Source organism: Ruegeria sp. CG8 (genome assembly GCF_056537165.1).
In genome coordinates, this window is the sequence record NZ_JBQFRA010000002.1 from 159,120 (window position 1) to 175,927 (window position 16,808).

Here is a 16,808-nt window from a genome sequence, read left to right on the forward strand (position 1 = left end):
TGATGTGCCGCTTTCGCGGCGTACCGCCATATGTCGTGGTCTTTTCCGGGGCTGTGCCCGGATGCCACGGTTTGTGTGGCGAGATTACATCAGTTTGCGCCGACGTGTCACCTGAATATCGAGATCAGTGATTTTTTTGCGCAGCGTATTCCGATTTATCCCCAGCAAATCGGCACATTTTGCCTGATTTCCTCCGGTCGCATCCAGCGCGATTTCGATCAGCGGAGCCTCGACCTCGCGCAGAATGCGCTGGTACAGACCCGGTGGCGGCAGCATGTTTCCATGAAGGTCAAAGTAGCGCCGCAGATGCCGCGCAACCGACGAAGACAGCTTCTCTCGTTCGCTCCCGCTCAGCAGTGGTTCGGCCTCGGGCTGACTGCCCAAGACGGCCTCGACCTCGGACTTGGTGATTTCGTCGGATCGGCTGGTCAGGCTCAGCCGCCGGATAGCGTTTTCCAGTTGCCGCACGTTGCCGGGCCAGGAATACCGGCGCACAAGTTCGATCGCGTCAGGGCCCAACCGCCGCTTTGTGCCGTTTTCGCGTTCTTCGCGGGCCAGAAAATGCTCGGCCAGCAACAGGATGTCGTCGACCCGCTCGCGTAGGGCTGGCACATGGATGGTGGCACCGCAGAGGCGGTAGTAAAGGTCCTGCCGCACCCGCCCGCTTTCCATCGCCTCGGTCAAGTCCGACTGGCTGGTCGCCATGAAGCGCGGAACGTGGTCGCCGGGCGTGTCCATCATCCGCACGATCCGAGCCTGGATTTCATCGTCCAGGTCTGCAATTTCGTCGATCAGCAACGTACCGCCGCGCACCCGTGCCATGACCCGGGCCGGACCCTCCAGGTCGCGCAGGTCTGCTGCAGTAGCAGTCACAAAGGGCAGTGTCCGCCGGTCTGAGAAATCGTGAATTGCCCGCGCAATCAGAGACTTGCCCGTTCCACTTTCACCTGAAATCATTACCGAAAGATCGGTGTTCATGACCCGGGCGACCAATCTGTACAGGGCTTGCATCACCGGGGTCCGGCCGACCAATGGCAGCTCGTCGGGGCGGTCTTCGGATGTGTCCGCGGGTTCGATCTGAACACGTTGCTTGCGGTCCAGAGCCCGGGCGGTGCGCTTCATCAGATCCGGCAGGTCGAACGGCTTGGGCAGATAGTCATAGGCATCCGCCTCGGCCGCCTGGATCGCCGTCATGATCGTGTTCTGGGCCGAGATCACGATCACCGGCAGGCCCGGCCGGTCCTGCGCGATTTTGGGCAGCATTTCCAACCCGTTGCCATCGGGCATGACCACGTCCGAAATCACCACGTCGCCCTTGCCCTCGCCGACCCAGCGCATCAGCGTCGTCAGGGACGAGGTCGCATGCACCTTGCAGCCCGCCCGCGTTAGAGCCTGGGTCAGAACCGTCCGGATCGTTCTGTCATCATCTGCAACCAGTACCGTGCCATCCATCTGGTGTTCTCCTTGATTATTCTTTGTCCTGCCCTGCGTCGCGTGGCGCGCGGCGCAGCGACAGCCGGAAGACTGTCCGCCCCGGCACCGACTCGGCCGTGATCCAACCGTCGTGGTCGGACACGATCTTGCTGACCAGCGCCAAGCCAAGACCGGTGCCGTTTTCCTTGCCGGAAACGAACGGGTCGAAAATATCGCCACGGATGTCCTCGGGCAGACCCGGGCCATCATCGATGATCTCGATCTGCAGCGGCAGCGAGTGGCCCGAACCATCACTGCGCCGCAGACGGAAGGAATGTTCAAAATAGGTGTGCAGGCGGATCGTTCCGCCCTCGGGGCCGGCGGCCTCGGACGCGTTCTTGAGCAGGTTCAGAACCACCTGCAACAGCTGATCCGGGTCACCATAGGCCAGAGGCAGCGAGGGGTCGTAGTCCTCGATGATGGTCATGTCCGCGCCAAAGCCCAGCAGCGCCGAGCGGCGCGCGCGGTCCAATACATCGTGGATGTTGACCGGCTTGAACTCGGGCCGCGAGAGGTTTCCGAACTGCTCGACCTGCTCAAGCAGCTTCACGATCCGGCGACTCTCGGCCACGATAAGGTCTGTCAACTCAAGATCTTGCGGGCCGATATTCATGCTCAGCAACTGTGCAGCACCGGTGATCCCGGCCAGCGGGTTCTTGATTTCATGCGCCAGCATCTCGGCCATGCCGATCGCCGACTGCGCCGCCGATTTGACCGTGTTGCCGCGGGTCATGCGGGTGGCCAGTTCGCGCGGCGAGACGATCATGATCATCGACCCCGGATGCCCCAGCAGAGGCGCGATCTGCAGCGCGCATTGCAGCGGCGCGCGATTGCCCGAACCCACATCCACGTCATTCACGAACAACGGCGTGCCCTGCGCGCGGGCGCGCGTGAACGCCTCTTCCAGCGGCGCGTCCACGGCGATCTGGTCCCAGACCGGATGCCCGACCACCGATTTGCGCGAAGCGTTCAGGAACCCCTCACCCGAGGAATTGACATCCGCGATGCGATCCTCGGGGTCGATGATGAAGGCGGGAACCGGCAGCGAAGCCCAGACGACCTGATCCGAAATCATGCCGCCACCTCGGCATTTTCCGTCAACGCGTCGCCGATCAGCCGCAGAACCTCGGCCGGATCGCGCGAGGTCAGGACCGCGCGGCGCAGGGACGCCGGCGTTCTGGCCTCGTCCATGTACCAGCCCAGATGCTTGCGCGCGACACGCAGGCCCAGATCGGCGCCATAAAACCCCAGCATCGCTTCATAATGCGCCCGCACCATATCGGCCAGATCGTCGCCCTCGGGAACCTCTGGCGCCGGCGTTTCCCACAGCGCGTGCGCGATCTGCGCCAGCAGCCAAGGTTTGCCCTGCGCGCCACGGCCCACCATGACGCCATCCGCGCCCGACTGCCCTAGCGCTGTCTGCGCACGCTCGGGGCTGGTGATGTCGCCATTGGCCACGACCGGAATGCTGACGGCCTCTTTGACCGCCCGGATCGCGGCCCAATCCGCCTCGCCCTTGTAGAACTGACAGCGCGTGCGCCCGTGGATCGTCACCATCTGAACGCCGGCCTCCTGCGCCCGCCGCGCCACGTCCGGCGCGTTCAGCAGCGTGTCGTCCCAGCCCAGTCGGGTCTTGAGCGTCACCGGCACCTCCACCGCGCCCACGACCGCCTCGATCAGGGTGAGGGCATGGTCGGGCGTCTTCAGCAGAGCCGAGCCGGAATAGCCGTTCGTCACCTTCTTGGCCGGGCAGCCCATGTTGATGTCGATCACCCGCGCGCCCCGGTCGGCGACCTGCCGCGCGGCCTCGGCCATCCAATAGGCGTCGCGCCCAGCCAGTTGTACGGCGGTGTTTTCCACATCCGCTGACAGTTCGGCCCGTTCGCGCACGCCGGGCTTGGCCTGCACCATCTCTTGGCTGGCGACCATCTCGCTGACCACCATCCCGGCGCCAAACCGCAGGACGAGGTCACGAAACGGCCGGTCGGTGATTCCGGCCATCGGCGCCAGCAGAACTGGCGGGGTCAAAGTTTTCTCGGCAATGCGCAGCGTCAACGTGCCTAATCCTTGAGCATTTGCGGTTTTCATATCGAATCCGGGGCATATGAACAACAAATCCACGACCAGCAAGCCCGCAAAATCATCATATGCCTAATTTTTAATCAGCTTGCCGCGAGTGATTGCCTCTGCTTTCACCGCCGCCTAAACACGGAAGCCAAACGAAGGTAGGAAATTCAAACATGACTACCGCCGCCATCATCGTCGCCGCCGGGCGCGGCCTGCGCGCCGGAGGGGGCCAGCCCAAACAGTGGCGCCCCTTGTCCGGGCGGCGTGTGGCCGACTGGACGATCGAACGGATCAAGGCGCAGGTGCCGCTGGTCGTGCTGGTCCTGTCCGCCGATGACCCCGAGGCCTGGACGGAATTCGCCGACAGCGGCCTGATTCTTGCGCCCGGCGGCGCCGACCGCGCCGAGTCCGTGCGCAACGGGCTGCAGGCGCTGGCCGATCGCGGCGTCAGCAAGGTTCTGATCCATGACGTCGCCCGGCCCTGTGTCAGCGCGCGGGTCATTGGTGACGTGCTGGCGGCCCTCGACACCCACGCCGCTGCGGCGCCGGGGCTGCCGGTCACCGATGCGCTGTGGACCGGGGCCGACGACCAAGTTACCGGCACCCGAGATCGCGCGGGCCTGTTTGCCGCGCAGACGCCGCAGGGGTTCCGCTATGACGCCATCGTCGCCGCGCATGCGGTGTATCCCGGTGGGGCCGCCGATGATGTCGAGGTTGCCCGCGCCGCCGGGATCAACGTGGCCATCGTGCCGGGCGACGCGGACAATCTGAAAATCACACGGCCCGAGGATTTTGCCCGGGCCGAAAGGATATTGAGGTCAGACATGGATGTAAGGCTGGGCAACGGATATGACGTGCACCGGTTCGGGCCGGGCGATCACGTGATCCTGTGCGGCGTCGAGGTCCCGCATGATCGGGGGCTGCAGGGCCATTCCGACGCGGATGTGGGCATGCACGCCGTCACCGACGCGATCTATGGCGCGTTGGCGCAGGGCGATATCGGCCAGCACTTTCCCCCGTCCGACCCGCAATGGAAGGGCGCCGCCAGCGAGATCTTTCTGCGCCATGCGGTGGATCTGGCCGCGCGCATGGGCTTTCGCATCTCGAACGTCGACTGCACGCTGGTCTGCGAATACCCCAAGATCGGCCCGCACGCTGCGGCGATGCGGCAGAAAATGAGCGAAATCATGGGGCTGGACGCCGACCGCGTGTCAATCAAGGCCACCACGTCCGAGCGTCTGGGCTTTACCGGCCGCAAGGAAGGCATCGCCGCCCTCGCGACCGCCTGTCTGGTGAAGACATGACCCTGGCGCGCCTGATCGGAACCGTGGGCGGGGTCGGGTACCTGCGCCCTGCCCCCGGTACTTGGGGCTCGCTGGCCGCACTGCCGCTGGCCTTGGCGCTGCACGTGCTGGGCGGCTTCCCGCTGCTGGCCGTCGCAACCGTCGCCGTCTTTGCGGCCGGCACCTGGGCCACGGGCGTCATCACCGCCGGGCAGGACGATCACGACCCTTCGGAGATCGTCATCGACGAGGTCGCGGGCCAGTTCATCGCCATCTGGGCCGTGTCCTATCCGGCCTGGGCGCATGACATCGCGGTCACCGCCCTGTGGCCGGGCTGGGTCGCCGCGTTTTTGCTGTTCCGCTTGTTCGACATCACCAAACCCGGCCCCATCGGCTGGGCCGACCGTCGCGGCGACCCATTGGGCGTGATGCTGGACGACGTGATTGCGGGCGTGTTCGCGGCCGTGGGCGTTCTGATCCTGGCCGGGATCGCACATGGAGTACTGGGCCTATGACCGTCGCCGAACTGCTCGACCGCGCCAAGGCGCTGAACGTCATGATCGCCACCGCCGAAAGTTGCACGGGCGGCATGGTCGCCGCCGCGATGACCGACATTCCCGGCAGTTCCGCCGTGGTTGACCGAGGCTTCGTCACCTATTCCAACGCCGCCAAGCAGGACATGCTGGGCGTGCGCGCCGGGACCCTGGCGGCCCATGGGGCCGTCTCTGAAGAGGTCGCCCGCGAGATGGCCGAGGGTGCGCTGGCGCATTCTCAGGCGCAGCTTGCTGTCTCGATCACCGGCATCGCGGGGCCCGGCGGGTCCGAGTTCAAGCCCGAGGGCCGGGTCTGTTTCGGCCTTGCGGTCAAAGGCCGCCCTACCCTTACCGAAACCGTCGAGTTCGGCGCCGCGGGCCGCGCCAATGTCCGACGCGCGGCGAGGGATCATGCGCTGAAACTGCTGGAAAACGGCCTTTCCGAACTCGCCTAAATTTTTGGCACTTGCCCGGATAGGGCGCACTTTTTGTCACCACTTGGAAAAAGGGCGCCAAAACAGGCACCTTTTTCGCACCCTGCCTCTTTTTTCCTCGGCTGCCGTTCGATTGAACCCACGGCACGTCACTCATACCGCGCCCCTTGGCGCAGCTTCAGGAAAGAGGAGAACGGCCCAATGAACGGAGCCGATACCGCCTGGATCATCGTCGCAACGGCGCTGGTCCTGTTCATGACATTGCCGGGCCTGGCCCTGTTCTATGGCGGGCTGGTGCGCGCCCGCAACGTGCTGAGCGTTTTCATGCACTGCTTCGCGATCGCCTGCCTGATGAGCATCCTGTGGCTGGTCGCCGGGTATTCGATCGCCTTCGGTGACGGGGGTTCAGGCCTGTGGGGCGGGCTGGGCAAGGCGTTTCTGAACGGCGTCGATGCCGACAGCCTGTCGGGCACCCTGCCCGAGGTGCTGTTCTTTGCCTTCCAGATGACCTTTGCCATCATCACCCCGGCCCTGATCGTCGGCGCCTATGTGGAACGTGTGGGCTTTGGCTTCGTGCTGGTCTTCTCGGGCCTTTGGATGCTGCTGTGCTACGCGCCGGTGGTGCATTGGATCTGGGGCGGTGGCATCCTGACCGATGGCGGCATTCTGGGTGAAATCGGCGTCCGAGACTTTGCCGGTGGCATCGTGGTGCACGAAACCGCCGGTCTGGCCGCTCTGATCATCGCGTGGGTTCTGGGGCCGCGCAAGAACCGCACCACCCCGCCGCACAACCCCGGATACGTCATGATCGGGGCCGCGATGCTGTGGGTCGGCTGGTTCGGCTTCAACGGCGGCTCGCAGCTGGCCGCGGATGGCGGCGCGGCCATGGCGCTGACGGTCACGCATATCTCGGCCGCCACCGCATCGCTCAGCTGGGCGCTGTGGGAGCGGATCAAGTACGGCAAGGCATCGCTGGTCGGTCTGGTCACCGGAACCATCGCGGGTCTGGCCTCGATCACTCCGGCCTCGGGCTATGTCGATCCGGTTCAGGCACTGATCATCGGCGCGGTCGCCGGCATCCTGTGCCAGGAGGCGGTGAACGTGGTCCGCAATGTGCTGAACATCGACGATACGCTGGACGTGTTCGCCGTGCACGGTGTGGGCGGCATTTTCGGCACCATCATGATCGCCGTCTTCGGCCTGGGCGCCTGGACCGCGCAGCTGGGCGGGCTGGTGATCGTGGGTGTCTTTACGTCAGTTGTCACATTTGTGCTGATCAAGGTGGTTGCGCTTGTCACCCCGCTTCGCGTAGATGCCGAGACCGAGACGAACGGGCTCGACCTGTCGGTCCACGGCGAACGGGCCTATGACATGAGCAGCTAAGCCCACCTTGGCTGGCTCGACTGCCCATCCGGGCATCAAGCGGACCTCTTGCGAGGTCCGCTTTTCTTTTGGGCCAACCCCTCTCGACATCGGGCCGGTCGGCAGGCTATCAGCCCGCAACGTCATTTCAGCACCGAGGTCCCGCCATGATCCCCAGTTCCTTTCCCGACAGCACGGAAATCGCCCGCCTGACCGCGCGGATGCTGCTGGAGATCAAGGCGGTGCATTTCAACGCGCGCGAGCCGTTCACGCTGGCCAGTGGCCTGCCCAGCCCCACGTATATCGACTGCCGCAAGCTGATCTCGTACCCGCGCATCCGGTCGACCCTGATGGATTTCCTGACGGTCACCGTCATGCGGAATGCCGGGTTCGAAGCCTTCGACAACATCGCCGGCGGTGAAACCGCGGGCATTCCCTTTGCCGCCATGGTGGCCGAGCGCATGGCCCTGCCGATGACCTATGTGCGTAAGAAGCCCAAGGGCTATGGCCGCAACGCCCGGATCGAAGGGGCCATGACCGAAGGCCAGCGCGTGCTGCTGGTCGAGGACCTGACCACCGACGGCGGCTCAAAACTGTCCTTCGTGGACGCAATCCGCGAAACCGGCGCCACCTGTGGGCATACGGCGGTGATCTTCTATTATGGCATCTTCCCCGAAACCGAAAAGACGCTAGGCGATCACGGTGTGCAACTGCACCACCTGTGCACCTGGTGGGACGTTCTGGCCGAGGCCAAGGCACAGGGCACGTTAGACGCCGAAACGCTGGACGGGGTCGAGGCCTTCCTGAACGACCCGCGCGGCTGGCAGGACGCCAACAAGAGCTGACTGTCAAGCCATTGTTGCCGGCCAGGAAACACTGGCCGTCAGCCTTGCTACCTATCCACAAGATGTTGACGAATGACCGATCCCTGCGGCAAGATGCAGGAGCGGAAGATATGCACAGCATATCCCCAGAAAACATACAATTTGCCCCGACTCACGGGGCCGCGATATGACCTTTGTCCCATGGGGACAGCGAGAGCAGCAATGAACGAGATCAGCAGTATCGAGCAGGCAGCGGCGCAGATTCAGAACGCCGAGACCATGCCGCATTCCATCGAGGCCGAACAGCAGCTTCTGGGCGCGATCCTGACCAACAACGACCTGTATGACCGGGTCGCCTCGATCATCGGGCCCGAGCATTTCTATGACCCGGTCCATGCCCGCATCTATGAGGTCGCCGCCGCGCGCATCGCCAAGAACGCGCTGGCATCGCCGGTGACGCTGAAATCCTTCATGGCCGAGGACGAGGGTTTGAAGGAACTCGGCGGCCCGGCCTATCTGGTCAAGCTGGCCGGCGCCTCGATCAGCGCCTTCGCCGTGCATGACTATGCCCAGATGATCTATGATCTGGCGATCCGGCGCGAACTGATCCGGCTTGGCCGCGACATCTCGGACAAGGCCGCGCGGGTCGAAGTGGCCAGTGAGCCCAAGGAACAGATCGTCGAGGCCGAGCAAAAGCTCTACAAGCTGTCCGAACAGGGCCAGACCGAACAGGGGTTCAAATCCTTCCTCAAGGCCGTGACCGAGGCGGTGAATGTCACCAACGAGGCCTATCAGCGCGGCGGCGGCATGGCCGGGATTTCGACCGGGCTGGTCGACCTGGACAAACAGCTGGGCGGGTTGCACCCGTCGGACCTGATCATCCTTGCCGGGCGTCCGTCGATGGGTAAGACCTCGCTGGCGACCAACATCGCGTTCAACGTGGCCAAGGCCTATAAGCGGGGTCAGCGCGCCGATGGCACCGAGGGTGCGGTGGACGGCGGCGTCGTCGGATTCTTCTCGCTGGAAATGAGCGCTGAGCAGCTGGCCGGACGGGTTCTGGCCGAGGCGTCCGAGATCTCCAGCCACAAGATCCGCCAAGGCGACATGACCGAGGACGAGTTCCGCCGTTTCGTCGATGCGGCCAAGGCGCTGGAAGCCTGTCCGCTTTACATCGACGACACGCCGGCCCTGCCGATCTCTCAGTTGGCGGCCCGGGCGCGGCGGCTCAAGCGGACGCATGGGCTGGACCTGCTGGTCATCGACTATCTGCAGCTGTGCCGTGGCATGTCCGACAACCGCGTGAACGAGATCGCCGAGATCTCGATGGGCATGAAGGCTATCGCGAAAGAGCTGAATATTCCCGTAATCGCCCTGTCGCAGTTGTCCCGTCAGGTCGAGAACCGCGACGACAAGCGCCCGCAGCTGTCCGACCTACGCGAATCCGGCTCGATCGAGCAGGACGCCGACGTGGTGATGTTCGTGTTCCGCGAAGAATACTACAAAGAGCGCGAAAAGCCCGGCGATCACGAGTTGGAGAAGATGGAAGAGTGGAAGCAGGCGATGGAGCGTCTGCACGGCAAGGCCGAGGTCATCGTCGGCAAGCAGCGCCACGGCCCCATCGGCACGGTCGAGCTGTCCTTCGAGGCGCAGTTCACCCGCTTTGGCAACCTTGTAAAACCCTGGCAACAGGGTGGCCAGATCGAGGGCTACTAAGCTCATCAGAACCGAATCCATATCCCGCGGCCCAATGCGACGGATGAACGATCTGGATCAGCCAAAGGTTTTGACCCGGATAGGCGGACAATGCTGGCGGGTTGTCTTGCCCGCTTTCAAGCCCGTCCGGACCTGCGCATCCCGGCTACAAGCCGCCCATGGCAAGGACTTTACGCGCGTTTGCAGCGCATTCCCCCTTGACCTCGTGCGGCGCAATGTCATGAACGGGTCATGAGTACTGCACGTTTGACGATCAACCTTCATGCGCTGGCCAGTAACTGGCGGGCGCTGGACGCAAAAACCGATGTCGAGACCGGCGCCGTGGTCAAAGCCGACGCCTATGGTCTGGGCGCCGGACCTGTGGCCAACACGCTGGCCGAAGAAGGCGTCCGCAAGTTCTTTGTCGCCGTTGCCGAGGAGGGTGCCGCCGTCCGTCAAGCGATTGGCCCCGGCCCGCTGATCTGCGTCTTTTCAGGCCATATGGAGGGCGACGCCGACCTGTTGCGCGATCACGACCTTGTGCCACTGATCAACTCGCCCGAGCAATTCCAACGCCACCTGCAGGCGCTGCCGGTCCATCCGTTCGGGATACAGTTGGACAGTGGCATGAACCGCCTCGGGCTGGAGCCTTCCGACTGGGCCGCTCTGCGCAGCCGGGCCGAGGCGCTGAACCCTGTCGTGGTCATGTCGCACCTGGCCTGTTCGGACGAACCGGACCATCCCATGAACCGGCAACAGCTGAAAACCTTCCGCGAGATGACTGACGGCGTGTCGGCTCCGCGTTCGTTGGCGGCCACCGGTGGCCTGCTGCTGGGGCCCGAATTCCACTTTGATTTCTGTCGCCCCGGCATCGGCCTGTATGGCGGCTTGCCTTTTGCGGGCGCCAAACCTGTGGTCACCGTCGATCTGCCGGTGATACAGGTGCGCGATCTGGCAGTCGGAGAAACCGTCGGCTACGGCAACACGTGGAAGGCCCGACGCCCCTCGCGTATCGCAACCGTGGCAGCGGGCTATGCCGACGGGCTGCACCGCGCCATCGGTGGCGGCATCGACACGTTTGCCGGCGACCTGCCGTGCCCCGTCGTCGGACGCATCTCGATGGATCTGATCACCGTCGACGTGACAGACCTGCCGCACACACCCGAACGTCTGCGCATTCTGAACGGCCATCAGACGGTGGACGACCTGGCCGAGGCCGCGGGCACCATCGGGTACGAGATCCTGACCTCACTCGGCAGCCGCTATTCGCGGGGCTATGTCGAATGAATCCACTCGCATGGCTTGGCGAACTGGGCCGCGCGGTCCTGAACCTGCTGGCGGCGTTCGGCCGCGTGGCGCTGTTTGCATTGGATGCTCTGTCACACATCTTTCGGCCGCCGTTCTACCCGCGTGAACTGGGCATGGCCCTGCTGAACATCGGCTGGCTGTCGCTGCCGGTCGTAGGCCTGACGACCATTTTCACCGGCGGCGCGCTGGCGCTTCAGATCTACGCCGGCGGCGCGCGTTTCAACGCCGAGGCCGTGGTGCCCCAGATCGTCGCCATCGGCATGGTCCGCGAATTGGGCCCTGTCATGGTCGGCCTGATGATTGCGGCGCGCGTCACCTCGTCGATCGCCGCCGAGATCGCCACAATGAAGGTGACCGAGCAGATCGACGCCCTGGTTACCCTGTCGACCCACCCGATGAAATACCTGGCGGCCCCACGCGTTCTGGCCGCATTGATCACCGTGCCTGTTCTGGTTGCCGTGGGCGACATCATCGGCATTGCAGGCGGCTATGCCGTGGCGACGCAGAACCTCGGCTTCAACCCGGCGGCCTATCTGAAAAACACGGTCGATTTCCTCGAGCCGCTCGACATCCTGTCCTCGCTGGTCAAAGGGGCGGCGTTCGGCATGATCGCGGCCATCATGGGCTGCTATTTCGGCATGCATTCGGGACGCGGCGCGCAAGGCGTGGGCCGCGCAACCAAGGGCTCGGTCGAGGCCGCCGCAGTCCTGATCCTTGCCGCCAACTTCGTTCTCACGGGGGTGTTCTTCTCGCTATGATCCGAATGGAGAACGTACACAAGGCCTTCGGCGACAACCATGTTCTCAGGGGCATGAACCTCGAGATTGCCAAAGGCACGTCCATGGTGATCATCGGTGGTTCGGGCACCGGAAAATCCGTGGCGCTGAAATGCATCCTTGGCCTGATCAAACCCGACAGCGGCAAGATTTTTGTCGATGGGCAGGACGCCCAGGCCGGTGACCGAGACGCCTTTCTGGCCCGGTTCGGAATGCTGTTCCAGGGCGGCGCTCTGTTCGATTCCCTGCCCGTCTGGCAGAACGTGGCCTTCCGTCTGCTACGCGGCTCGCTCAAGCGCCCGGCACACGAGGCCCGCGAGATCGCCATCGACAAGCTGCGCCGCGTGGGCCTGCGCGCCAAGGTGGCCGATCTGTATCCCTCCGAACTGTCAGGCGGTATGCAGAAACGCGTAGGTCTGGCCCGCGCCATCGCCGCCGACCCCGAGATCATCTTTTTCGACGAACCAACCACGGGGCTGGACCCGATCATGTCGGGCGTCATCAACGACCTGATCCGCGAGATCGTGACCGAAATGGGCGCCACCGCAATGACCATCACGCACGACATGAGCTCCGTCCGCGCGATTGCCGACAACGTGGCGATGCTGCATGACGGGGTGATCCAGTGGACCGGACCGGTCAGCCAGATGGATTCCTCCGGCGATCCTTATGTCGAACAGTTCATCAGTGGGAGTGCGGAAGGGCCGATTGAGGCGGTGCGTTAAACGGCCTCTGCCGCGCGCTCGTGTTTGATCTGGTCATAGGCGCGTTTTGCATAGTCGTATCGCAAAAGGTATTGACCGCTGGCAACAACAAAGTCAGGTGCCTGAATGCGGATAGCGTCCAGCATTTGCATCAGGTGTGTTCCCGACACCGGAACATAGTCGGGGTCCGCGCCAGAAAACGTGTTGTAGATTCTGCCACCGAACCAACGGGCTCTTTTTCTCGCCTGTTCTGTTTCATACAGACGGAAGTGCAGAACTCCAAAAAGCTGCTCGCGATCGAAAGGCAATCTGTCTGCCGCAGCACTACCAGCCGACAGCAAAGTGCCCAAACCTGCCGTAACCGCATCAGACGTTCCTTTACCGAGCGTGGAAGGTCCGCTCACGATTTTGATGACTGGAATAGGCATTTCAACTCAAGAGAAAAAAGAGAGCTTTGATTGGCTAAACTGGTGTTTAGATACATACAACGAGAAAGTTGCAGCTTATTTCGGTGCCTATTAGATATTCAGTTGTTTTGCTTTGGATTGTTTATGACCCTCCGCCTCGCCACCCTCTCGCTGCTGATCCTCTACCCCATCGCGTGGTTCGCCCCGCTGATGCGCGCGGGCCTGCTGCCGATCTTCGGCCTCAGCGAGATCAGCGTCATCACCGGCCTCCAGTCCTTGTGGAAATCCGACATCTTCCTCGCGCTGGTCGTCACCGTCTTTGCCCTGTTCGCCCCGTACATCAAAACCATCGGCACCGCGCTGGTCCAATGGGACCTGCTGGACCCGCGTGTCCAACCCGCGCTGAACATCATGGGCAAGCTCGCCATGGCCGATATCTTCCTCATCGCGCTCTACATCACGTTGGCCAAGGGCATCTCATACGCAACGATCGAAACGGCGTGGGGCCTGTACCTGTTCACCGGCTGCATCCTTGCCTCGATCGCGCTGGGATACGTTACCGAAGTGAAACTTGGTTCACGAAACCTCCGGACCTGATTGATTGAAAACGCATTTCTGGCTATGATGGCCAGTATTCGAGCAGCCAAGTCATTTTTGTTTCAGGGTCCGACGCGGACCGTCTTGCACGTTTGATGGATACTCCGCCCGGGCCCGGTTTTGCCGGTTTCCAAAGGAGTAGGACTGCCATGGCCGCCCTCCATTCGATTTCAATTCATTTCCAGAACGTATTCCTGCGACTGACTTTTTTCCTGATCTGCGCCGCCGCACTGTTTGCCGTATCCGCCACCCTGCTTGCCGCCGTGAATGTCTGGCCCTGGCTGACGATGCAGGCTGGATTGGGCGGTCAGGACATTCCGAACGCCGGCGTCTACATCCAGATCGGCCTGACCGCTCTGGTTTTGATGCTCGCCTTCTATCTGCCCTCCAGCGCGCGCATGATGGCGTTGGAAAACGCACATCGGAAGTTCTCGCTGCAGATGCAGGACGTGGTCGATGCCTACCAGATCGCACATGCGGCCGACCGCAGCGGCGTGTTCGCGCTGGCCTCGGAATTTGACGCGGTCAAGGAGCGCATGGCCTTCCTGCGCGATCACCCCGACCTGCAATCGCTGGAGCCCGAGATCCTTGAACTGGCCGCGCAGATGAGCCAGGTCAGCCACGAACTGGCCGAGACCTACGGCGCGGCCAAAGTCGCCCGAGCGCGGGCGTTCCTGCAACAGCGGCAGGAAGAGGTCGAACTGTTCCAGCAACGGATCGAAGACGCCCAGACCATACAGCATGAATTGCGCCAATGGACCCGCGACATCGAGATCGAGGAGTCCATCGCCAAGGCGCAACTGGCCCGTCTGCGCGAAGAATTGTTCGAGCTCTTGCCCGAGCTTTCCGCCCAGTTGCAGACACCGCCGGACGACAGCGACCCGACCGCGTCGAGTGTCATCGCCATGCCCCCGCCCCGCGCCGCCGAATAGCCACTCACTCACCAGGTGCGCCAGCACCCGCCGCGAAGGATGGCCCGCCCGGGCCTGACGCCGCGGCCCGTCAGTCCGGATTGAACACCGGAAGGGCTTGAAGAACCGCGCAAGCTCGGGCACGAATTGCGCCATGGCAAAGACGACGACTTTCACCTGCTCGGCCTGTGGCGCCTCGCATTCCCGCTGGTCCGGCCGCTGCGACGGCTGTGGCGAGTGGAACACCATAGTTCAAGAGGCCCCGTTGTCGGCAGGCCCGGCCAGGAAATCGCTGGGCGGCAAACGCGGCCAGGCCGTCACCCTGACTGACCTCTCCACCGAGGAGGCCCCGCCGCCCCGCACAGTCTGCGGCGTCGAGGAACTGGACCGTGTCCTGGGCGGCGGGCTGGTCCCGGCCTCGGCCCTGCTGGTGGGCGGCGATCCGGGCATCGGCAAATCCACCCTGCTGTTGCAGGCCGCCGCGCGGTTTGCCCGGTCGGGCCTGAAAACCATCTATGTCTCGGGCGAGGAAGCCAGCGCCCAGGTTCGCATGCGCGCGCGCCGCCTGGGGCTCGAGGACGCGCCGGTGCAACTGGCGGCCGAGACCAACCTGCGCGACATTCTCACCACGCTCGAGGCCGAGAAACCGGGCCTTGCCATCATCGACTCGATCCAGACCATGTGGGCGGACAATGTCGACAGCGCACCGGGATCAGTCAGTCAGGTCCGCGCCGCCGCGCACGAGCTGACCAGCTTTGCCAAGCGCCACGGCGTGTCCATCATAATGGTCGGCCATGTCACCAAAGAAGGCCAGATCGCCGGCCCCCGCGTGGTCGAACACATGGTCGATACCGTCCTCTATTTCGAGGGCGAGCGCGGCCACCAGTTCCGCATCCTGCGCGCGGTCAAGAACCGCTTTGGCCCCGCCGACGAGATCGGCGTGTTCGAGATGACGGGCAAGGGTCTGGCACAGGTCACCAACCCCTCGGCCCTGTTTCTGTCGGAACGCGGCACACCCACCCCCGGCTCGGCCGTTTTCGCAGGCATCGAGGGCACCCGGCCGGTTCTGGTCGAACTGCAGGCGCTGGTCGCACCCTCGCCCCATTCACAGCCCCGCCGCACGGTCGTCGGCTGGGACAGCGGACGGCTGGCGATGATCCTCGCCGTGCTCGAAGCGCGCTGCGGCATCCCCTTTGCCGGGCTCGACGTCTATCTGAACGTGGCCGGGGGGCTGAAGATCAGCGAGCCCGCGGCCGACCTTGCCGTGGCCGCCGCCCTGCTGAGCGCGCGCGAGGACACCGCCCTGCCCGCCGACACCGTGGTTTTCGGAGAAATCTCGCTATCCGGGGCACTTAGACCAGCGCCGCAGACCGAAAACAGGTTGAAAGAAGCGCAAAAACTTGGTTTCACAGCAGCAATTGCTCCGGCAGGCGGCAAAACCGGTACTGTGGCAGGTCTGACACTCACCCGACCCTCTGATTTGGTCGGGTTTGTTGGCGAAACCTTCGGAGCAGGTTAAAGTCGCGCCTCGAGGGGCAGAAAAAGAACAGGCGAGGGCCATGGAAGGTTTTACAATAATTGACGGGCTCGTTGCCCTGATCATCGTGCTGTCGGGGATTCTGGCCTATTCGCGCGGCTTCATGCGCGAGGTCATGGCCATTGCAGGTTGGGTCGCCGCCGCAGTTCTGGCCTTCATCTTTGCACCGCAAGCCGTGCCGCTGGTCAAGGAAATCCCGGTGGTTGGAGACTTCTTGCGTGACAGCTGCGAATTGTCGGTGATTACGGGCTTTGCCGCAGTGTTTGCCATTGCGCTGATCGTGGTCAGCATATTCACCCCGTTGTTCTCGTCCCTGGTACAGCGCTCGGCGCTGGGTGGGCTGGATCAGGCGCTGGGGTTCTTCTTCGGCATCGCCCGCGGCATTCTGCTGGTTGCCATCGCCTTCTTTGTCTACGACACCGTGATGACCGGCCAGTCCTACACGATCGTCGACGAAAGCCGCTCGGCCAAGGTATTCGAGCAGTTCAGCGACAGGATCGAAGAGCAGAACCCCGAGGCCGCCCTGGGTTGGGTGACCACCCAGTACGAAGAGCTTGTTGCATCCTGCACAGCGGATTCTCAGGGGCAGTAACAGCTACCAGCCAAGCAAAACGAAGCAGCCCGGCGGCCAGCCGGGCTTTTCTTTTGTCAGAGGGTCAGACGAACCCTTCGCCCCCACAAACCGAGCAGCGGTTGGTTTTCAGGCCAAAGCATCCGTCGCACCGGCTGAACTGGGGCTTGCCCAAGTGATCTCGACCCTTCAGGACTTCGCCCTTGCCATTGCATATCTGGCAAGGTGCACGTCCCATTCCACGGCACCGATGGCACCGGCGTTTGACGTGCTCGTCCTTTTTCTGGCTCGGTCGTCCCTGCCACATACCTGTTTTGTCCTCGGTCAAA

The 16,808-nt window shown here is 63.4% G+C and carries 17 protein-coding genes; 13 read left to right on the plus strand and 4 right to left on the minus strand.

Translation table 11 applies throughout. The annotated features are described in order from the left end of the window. Positions 1-84: 84 nt before the first annotated feature. From ACR0EF_RS06710 to dusB, 3 genes are read right to left on the minus strand one after another with little or no spacing between them, the layout of a single operon-like run. On the minus strand, positions 85-1,452 hold the full coding sequence (locus ACR0EF_RS06710) for a response regulator (protein WP_170338872.1): 1,368 nt from the start codon (positions 1,450-1,452) through the stop codon (positions 85-87). 16 nt (positions 1,453-1,468) lie between these two features. Next, positions 1,469-2,548, minus strand: coding sequence for a two-component system sensor histidine kinase NtrB (locus ACR0EF_RS06715; RefSeq protein WP_170370567.1), 1,080 nt, complete (start codon positions 2,546-2,548; stop codon positions 1,469-1,471). Then, positions 2,545-3,561, minus strand: coding sequence for a tRNA dihydrouridine synthase DusB (gene dusB, locus ACR0EF_RS06720; protein ID WP_170372456.1), 1,017 nt, complete (start codon positions 3,559-3,561; stop codon positions 2,545-2,547). Before dusB ends, ACR0EF_RS06715 begins: the two co-directional genes overlap by 4 nt. 152 nt (positions 3,562-3,713) lie before the next feature. Here dusB and ACR0EF_RS06725 point away from each other — a divergent pair, with 152 nt between their 5' ends. From ACR0EF_RS06725 to ACR0EF_RS06765, 9 genes are all read left to right on the plus strand, one after another. After that, positions 3,714-4,844 carry a bifunctional 2-C-methyl-D-erythritol 4-phosphate cytidylyltransferase/2-C-methyl-D-erythritol 2,4-cyclodiphosphate synthase gene (locus ACR0EF_RS06725; RefSeq protein WP_170372454.1) on the plus strand — a complete coding sequence of 377 codons (1,131 nt, stop codon included), beginning with the start codon at positions 3,714-3,716 and terminating at the stop codon, positions 4,842-4,844. After that, on the plus strand, positions 4,841-5,338 hold the full coding sequence (locus ACR0EF_RS06730) for a phosphatidylglycerophosphatase A family protein (RefSeq protein WP_093962244.1): 498 nt from the start codon (positions 4,841-4,843) through the stop codon (positions 5,336-5,338). Before ACR0EF_RS06725 ends, ACR0EF_RS06730 begins: the two co-directional genes overlap by 4 nt. Further along, complete coding sequence (locus ACR0EF_RS06735) at positions 5,335-5,811, plus strand: CinA family protein (protein WP_170372453.1); 477 nt, start codon at positions 5,335-5,337, stop codon at positions 5,809-5,811. The genes ACR0EF_RS06730 and ACR0EF_RS06735 overlap by 4 nt, the downstream gene beginning before the upstream one ends. A gap of 180 nt (positions 5,812-5,991) precedes the next feature. Continuing rightward, on the plus strand, positions 5,992-7,173 hold the full coding sequence (locus tag ACR0EF_RS06740; RefSeq protein WP_170372451.1) for an ammonium transporter: 1,182 nt from the start codon (positions 5,992-5,994) through the stop codon (positions 7,171-7,173). A gap of 146 nt (positions 7,174-7,319) precedes the next feature. Beyond that, positions 7,320-7,997 carry an orotate phosphoribosyltransferase gene (locus ACR0EF_RS06745; protein ID WP_170372449.1) on the plus strand — a complete coding sequence of 226 codons (678 nt, stop codon included), beginning with the start codon at positions 7,320-7,322 and terminating at the stop codon, positions 7,995-7,997. A 201-nt stretch (positions 7,998-8,198) separates the two neighbouring features. Beyond that, positions 8,199-9,689 (plus strand): replicative DNA helicase, encoded by a 1,491-nt coding sequence (locus ACR0EF_RS06750; RefSeq protein WP_170338856.1) that lies wholly within the window; start codon positions 8,199-8,201, stop codon positions 9,687-9,689. Positions 9,690-9,920: 231 nt separating this feature from the next. Further along, the gene (gene alr / locus ACR0EF_RS06755; protein ID WP_170372447.1) at positions 9,921-10,955 is read left to right on the plus strand and encodes an alanine racemase; all 1,035 of its coding nucleotides are present in this window, start codon (positions 9,921-9,923) and stop codon (positions 10,953-10,955) included. Continuing rightward, on the plus strand, positions 10,952-11,734 hold the full coding sequence (locus ACR0EF_RS06760; RefSeq protein ID WP_170338351.1) for an MlaE family ABC transporter permease: 783 nt from the start codon (positions 10,952-10,954) through the stop codon (positions 11,732-11,734). Before alr ends, ACR0EF_RS06760 begins: the two co-directional genes overlap by 4 nt. Continuing rightward, positions 11,731-12,477 carry an ABC transporter ATP-binding protein gene (locus ACR0EF_RS06765; RefSeq protein ID WP_170372445.1) on the plus strand — a complete coding sequence of 249 codons (747 nt, stop codon included), beginning with the start codon at positions 11,731-11,733 and terminating at the stop codon, positions 12,475-12,477. Before ACR0EF_RS06760 ends, ACR0EF_RS06765 begins: the two co-directional genes overlap by 4 nt. Here ACR0EF_RS06765 and ACR0EF_RS06770 read toward each other — a convergent pair. Next, positions 12,474-12,884 (minus strand): hypothetical protein, encoded by a 411-nt coding sequence (locus ACR0EF_RS06770; protein WP_141138465.1) that lies wholly within the window; start codon positions 12,882-12,884, stop codon positions 12,474-12,476. The two genes, ACR0EF_RS06765 and ACR0EF_RS06770, sit on opposite strands and share 4 nt — an antisense overlap. 123 nt (positions 12,885-13,007) lie before the next feature. Between ACR0EF_RS06770 and ACR0EF_RS06775 the strand changes: the two genes are divergently transcribed. From ACR0EF_RS06775 to ACR0EF_RS06790, 4 genes are all read left to right on the plus strand, one after another. Then, positions 13,008-13,460, plus strand: coding sequence for a paraquat-inducible protein A (locus tag ACR0EF_RS06775; protein WP_170338849.1), 453 nt, complete (start codon positions 13,008-13,010; stop codon positions 13,458-13,460). Positions 13,461-13,609: 149 nt separating this feature from the next. Continuing rightward, the gene (locus ACR0EF_RS06780) at positions 13,610-14,392 is read left to right on the plus strand and encodes a kinetochore Spc7 family protein (protein WP_170372443.1); all 783 of its coding nucleotides are present in this window, start codon (positions 13,610-13,612) and stop codon (positions 14,390-14,392) included. 133 nt (positions 14,393-14,525) lie between these two features. Further along, positions 14,526-15,890: a DNA repair protein RadA gene (gene radA / locus ACR0EF_RS06785; RefSeq protein WP_170372441.1), complete on the plus strand. Its 1,365-nt coding sequence runs from the start codon at positions 14,526-14,528 to the stop codon at positions 15,888-15,890. A gap of 40 nt (positions 15,891-15,930) precedes the next feature. Continuing rightward, positions 15,931-16,500 carry a CvpA family protein gene (locus tag ACR0EF_RS06790; RefSeq protein WP_093962256.1) on the plus strand — a complete coding sequence of 190 codons (570 nt, stop codon included), beginning with the start codon at positions 15,931-15,933 and terminating at the stop codon, positions 16,498-16,500. Positions 16,501-16,808: the final 308 nt, after the last annotated feature.

Bases quoted from the DNA above. Each gene is read 5' to 3' on its own strand.
- ACR0EF_RS06710 (WP_170338872.1), bottom strand. From the start codon at position 1,452: ATGGATGGCACGGTACTGGTTGCAGATGATGACAGAACGATCCGGACG.
- ACR0EF_RS06715 (WP_170370567.1), bottom strand. From the start codon at position 2,548: ATGATTTCGGATCAGGTCGTCTGGGCTTCGCTGCCGGTTCCCGCCTTC.
- dusB (WP_170372456.1), bottom strand. From the start codon at position 3,561: ATGAAAACCGCAAATGCTCAAGGATTAGGCACGTTGACGCTGCGCATT.
- ACR0EF_RS06725 (WP_170372454.1), top strand. From the start codon at position 3,714: ATGACTACCGCCGCCATCATCGTCGCCGCCGGGCGCGGCCTGCGCGCC.
- ACR0EF_RS06730 (WP_093962244.1), top strand. From the start codon at position 4,841: ATGACCCTGGCGCGCCTGATCGGAACCGTGGGCGGGGTCGGGTACCTG.
- ACR0EF_RS06735 (WP_170372453.1), top strand. From the start codon at position 5,335: ATGACCGTCGCCGAACTGCTCGACCGCGCCAAGGCGCTGAACGTCATG.
- ACR0EF_RS06740 (WP_170372451.1), top strand. From the start codon at position 5,992: ATGAACGGAGCCGATACCGCCTGGATCATCGTCGCAACGGCGCTGGTC.
- ACR0EF_RS06745 (WP_170372449.1), top strand. From the start codon at position 7,320: ATGATCCCCAGTTCCTTTCCCGACAGCACGGAAATCGCCCGCCTGACC.
- ACR0EF_RS06750 (WP_170338856.1), top strand. From the start codon at position 8,199: ATGAACGAGATCAGCAGTATCGAGCAGGCAGCGGCGCAGATTCAGAAC.
- alr (WP_170372447.1), top strand. From the start codon at position 9,921: ATGAGTACTGCACGTTTGACGATCAACCTTCATGCGCTGGCCAGTAAC.
- ACR0EF_RS06760 (WP_170338351.1), top strand. From the start codon at position 10,952: ATGAATCCACTCGCATGGCTTGGCGAACTGGGCCGCGCGGTCCTGAAC.
- ACR0EF_RS06765 (WP_170372445.1), top strand. From the start codon at position 11,731: ATGATCCGAATGGAGAACGTACACAAGGCCTTCGGCGACAACCATGTT.
- ACR0EF_RS06770 (WP_141138465.1), bottom strand. From the start codon at position 12,884: ATGCCTATTCCAGTCATCAAAATCGTGAGCGGACCTTCCACGCTCGGT.
- ACR0EF_RS06775 (WP_170338849.1), top strand. From the start codon at position 13,008: ATGACCCTCCGCCTCGCCACCCTCTCGCTGCTGATCCTCTACCCCATC.
- ACR0EF_RS06780 (WP_170372443.1), top strand. From the start codon at position 13,610: ATGGCCGCCCTCCATTCGATTTCAATTCATTTCCAGAACGTATTCCTG.
- radA (WP_170372441.1), top strand. From the start codon at position 14,526: ATGGCAAAGACGACGACTTTCACCTGCTCGGCCTGTGGCGCCTCGCAT.
- ACR0EF_RS06790 (WP_093962256.1), top strand. From the start codon at position 15,931: ATGGAAGGTTTTACAATAATTGACGGGCTCGTTGCCCTGATCATCGTG.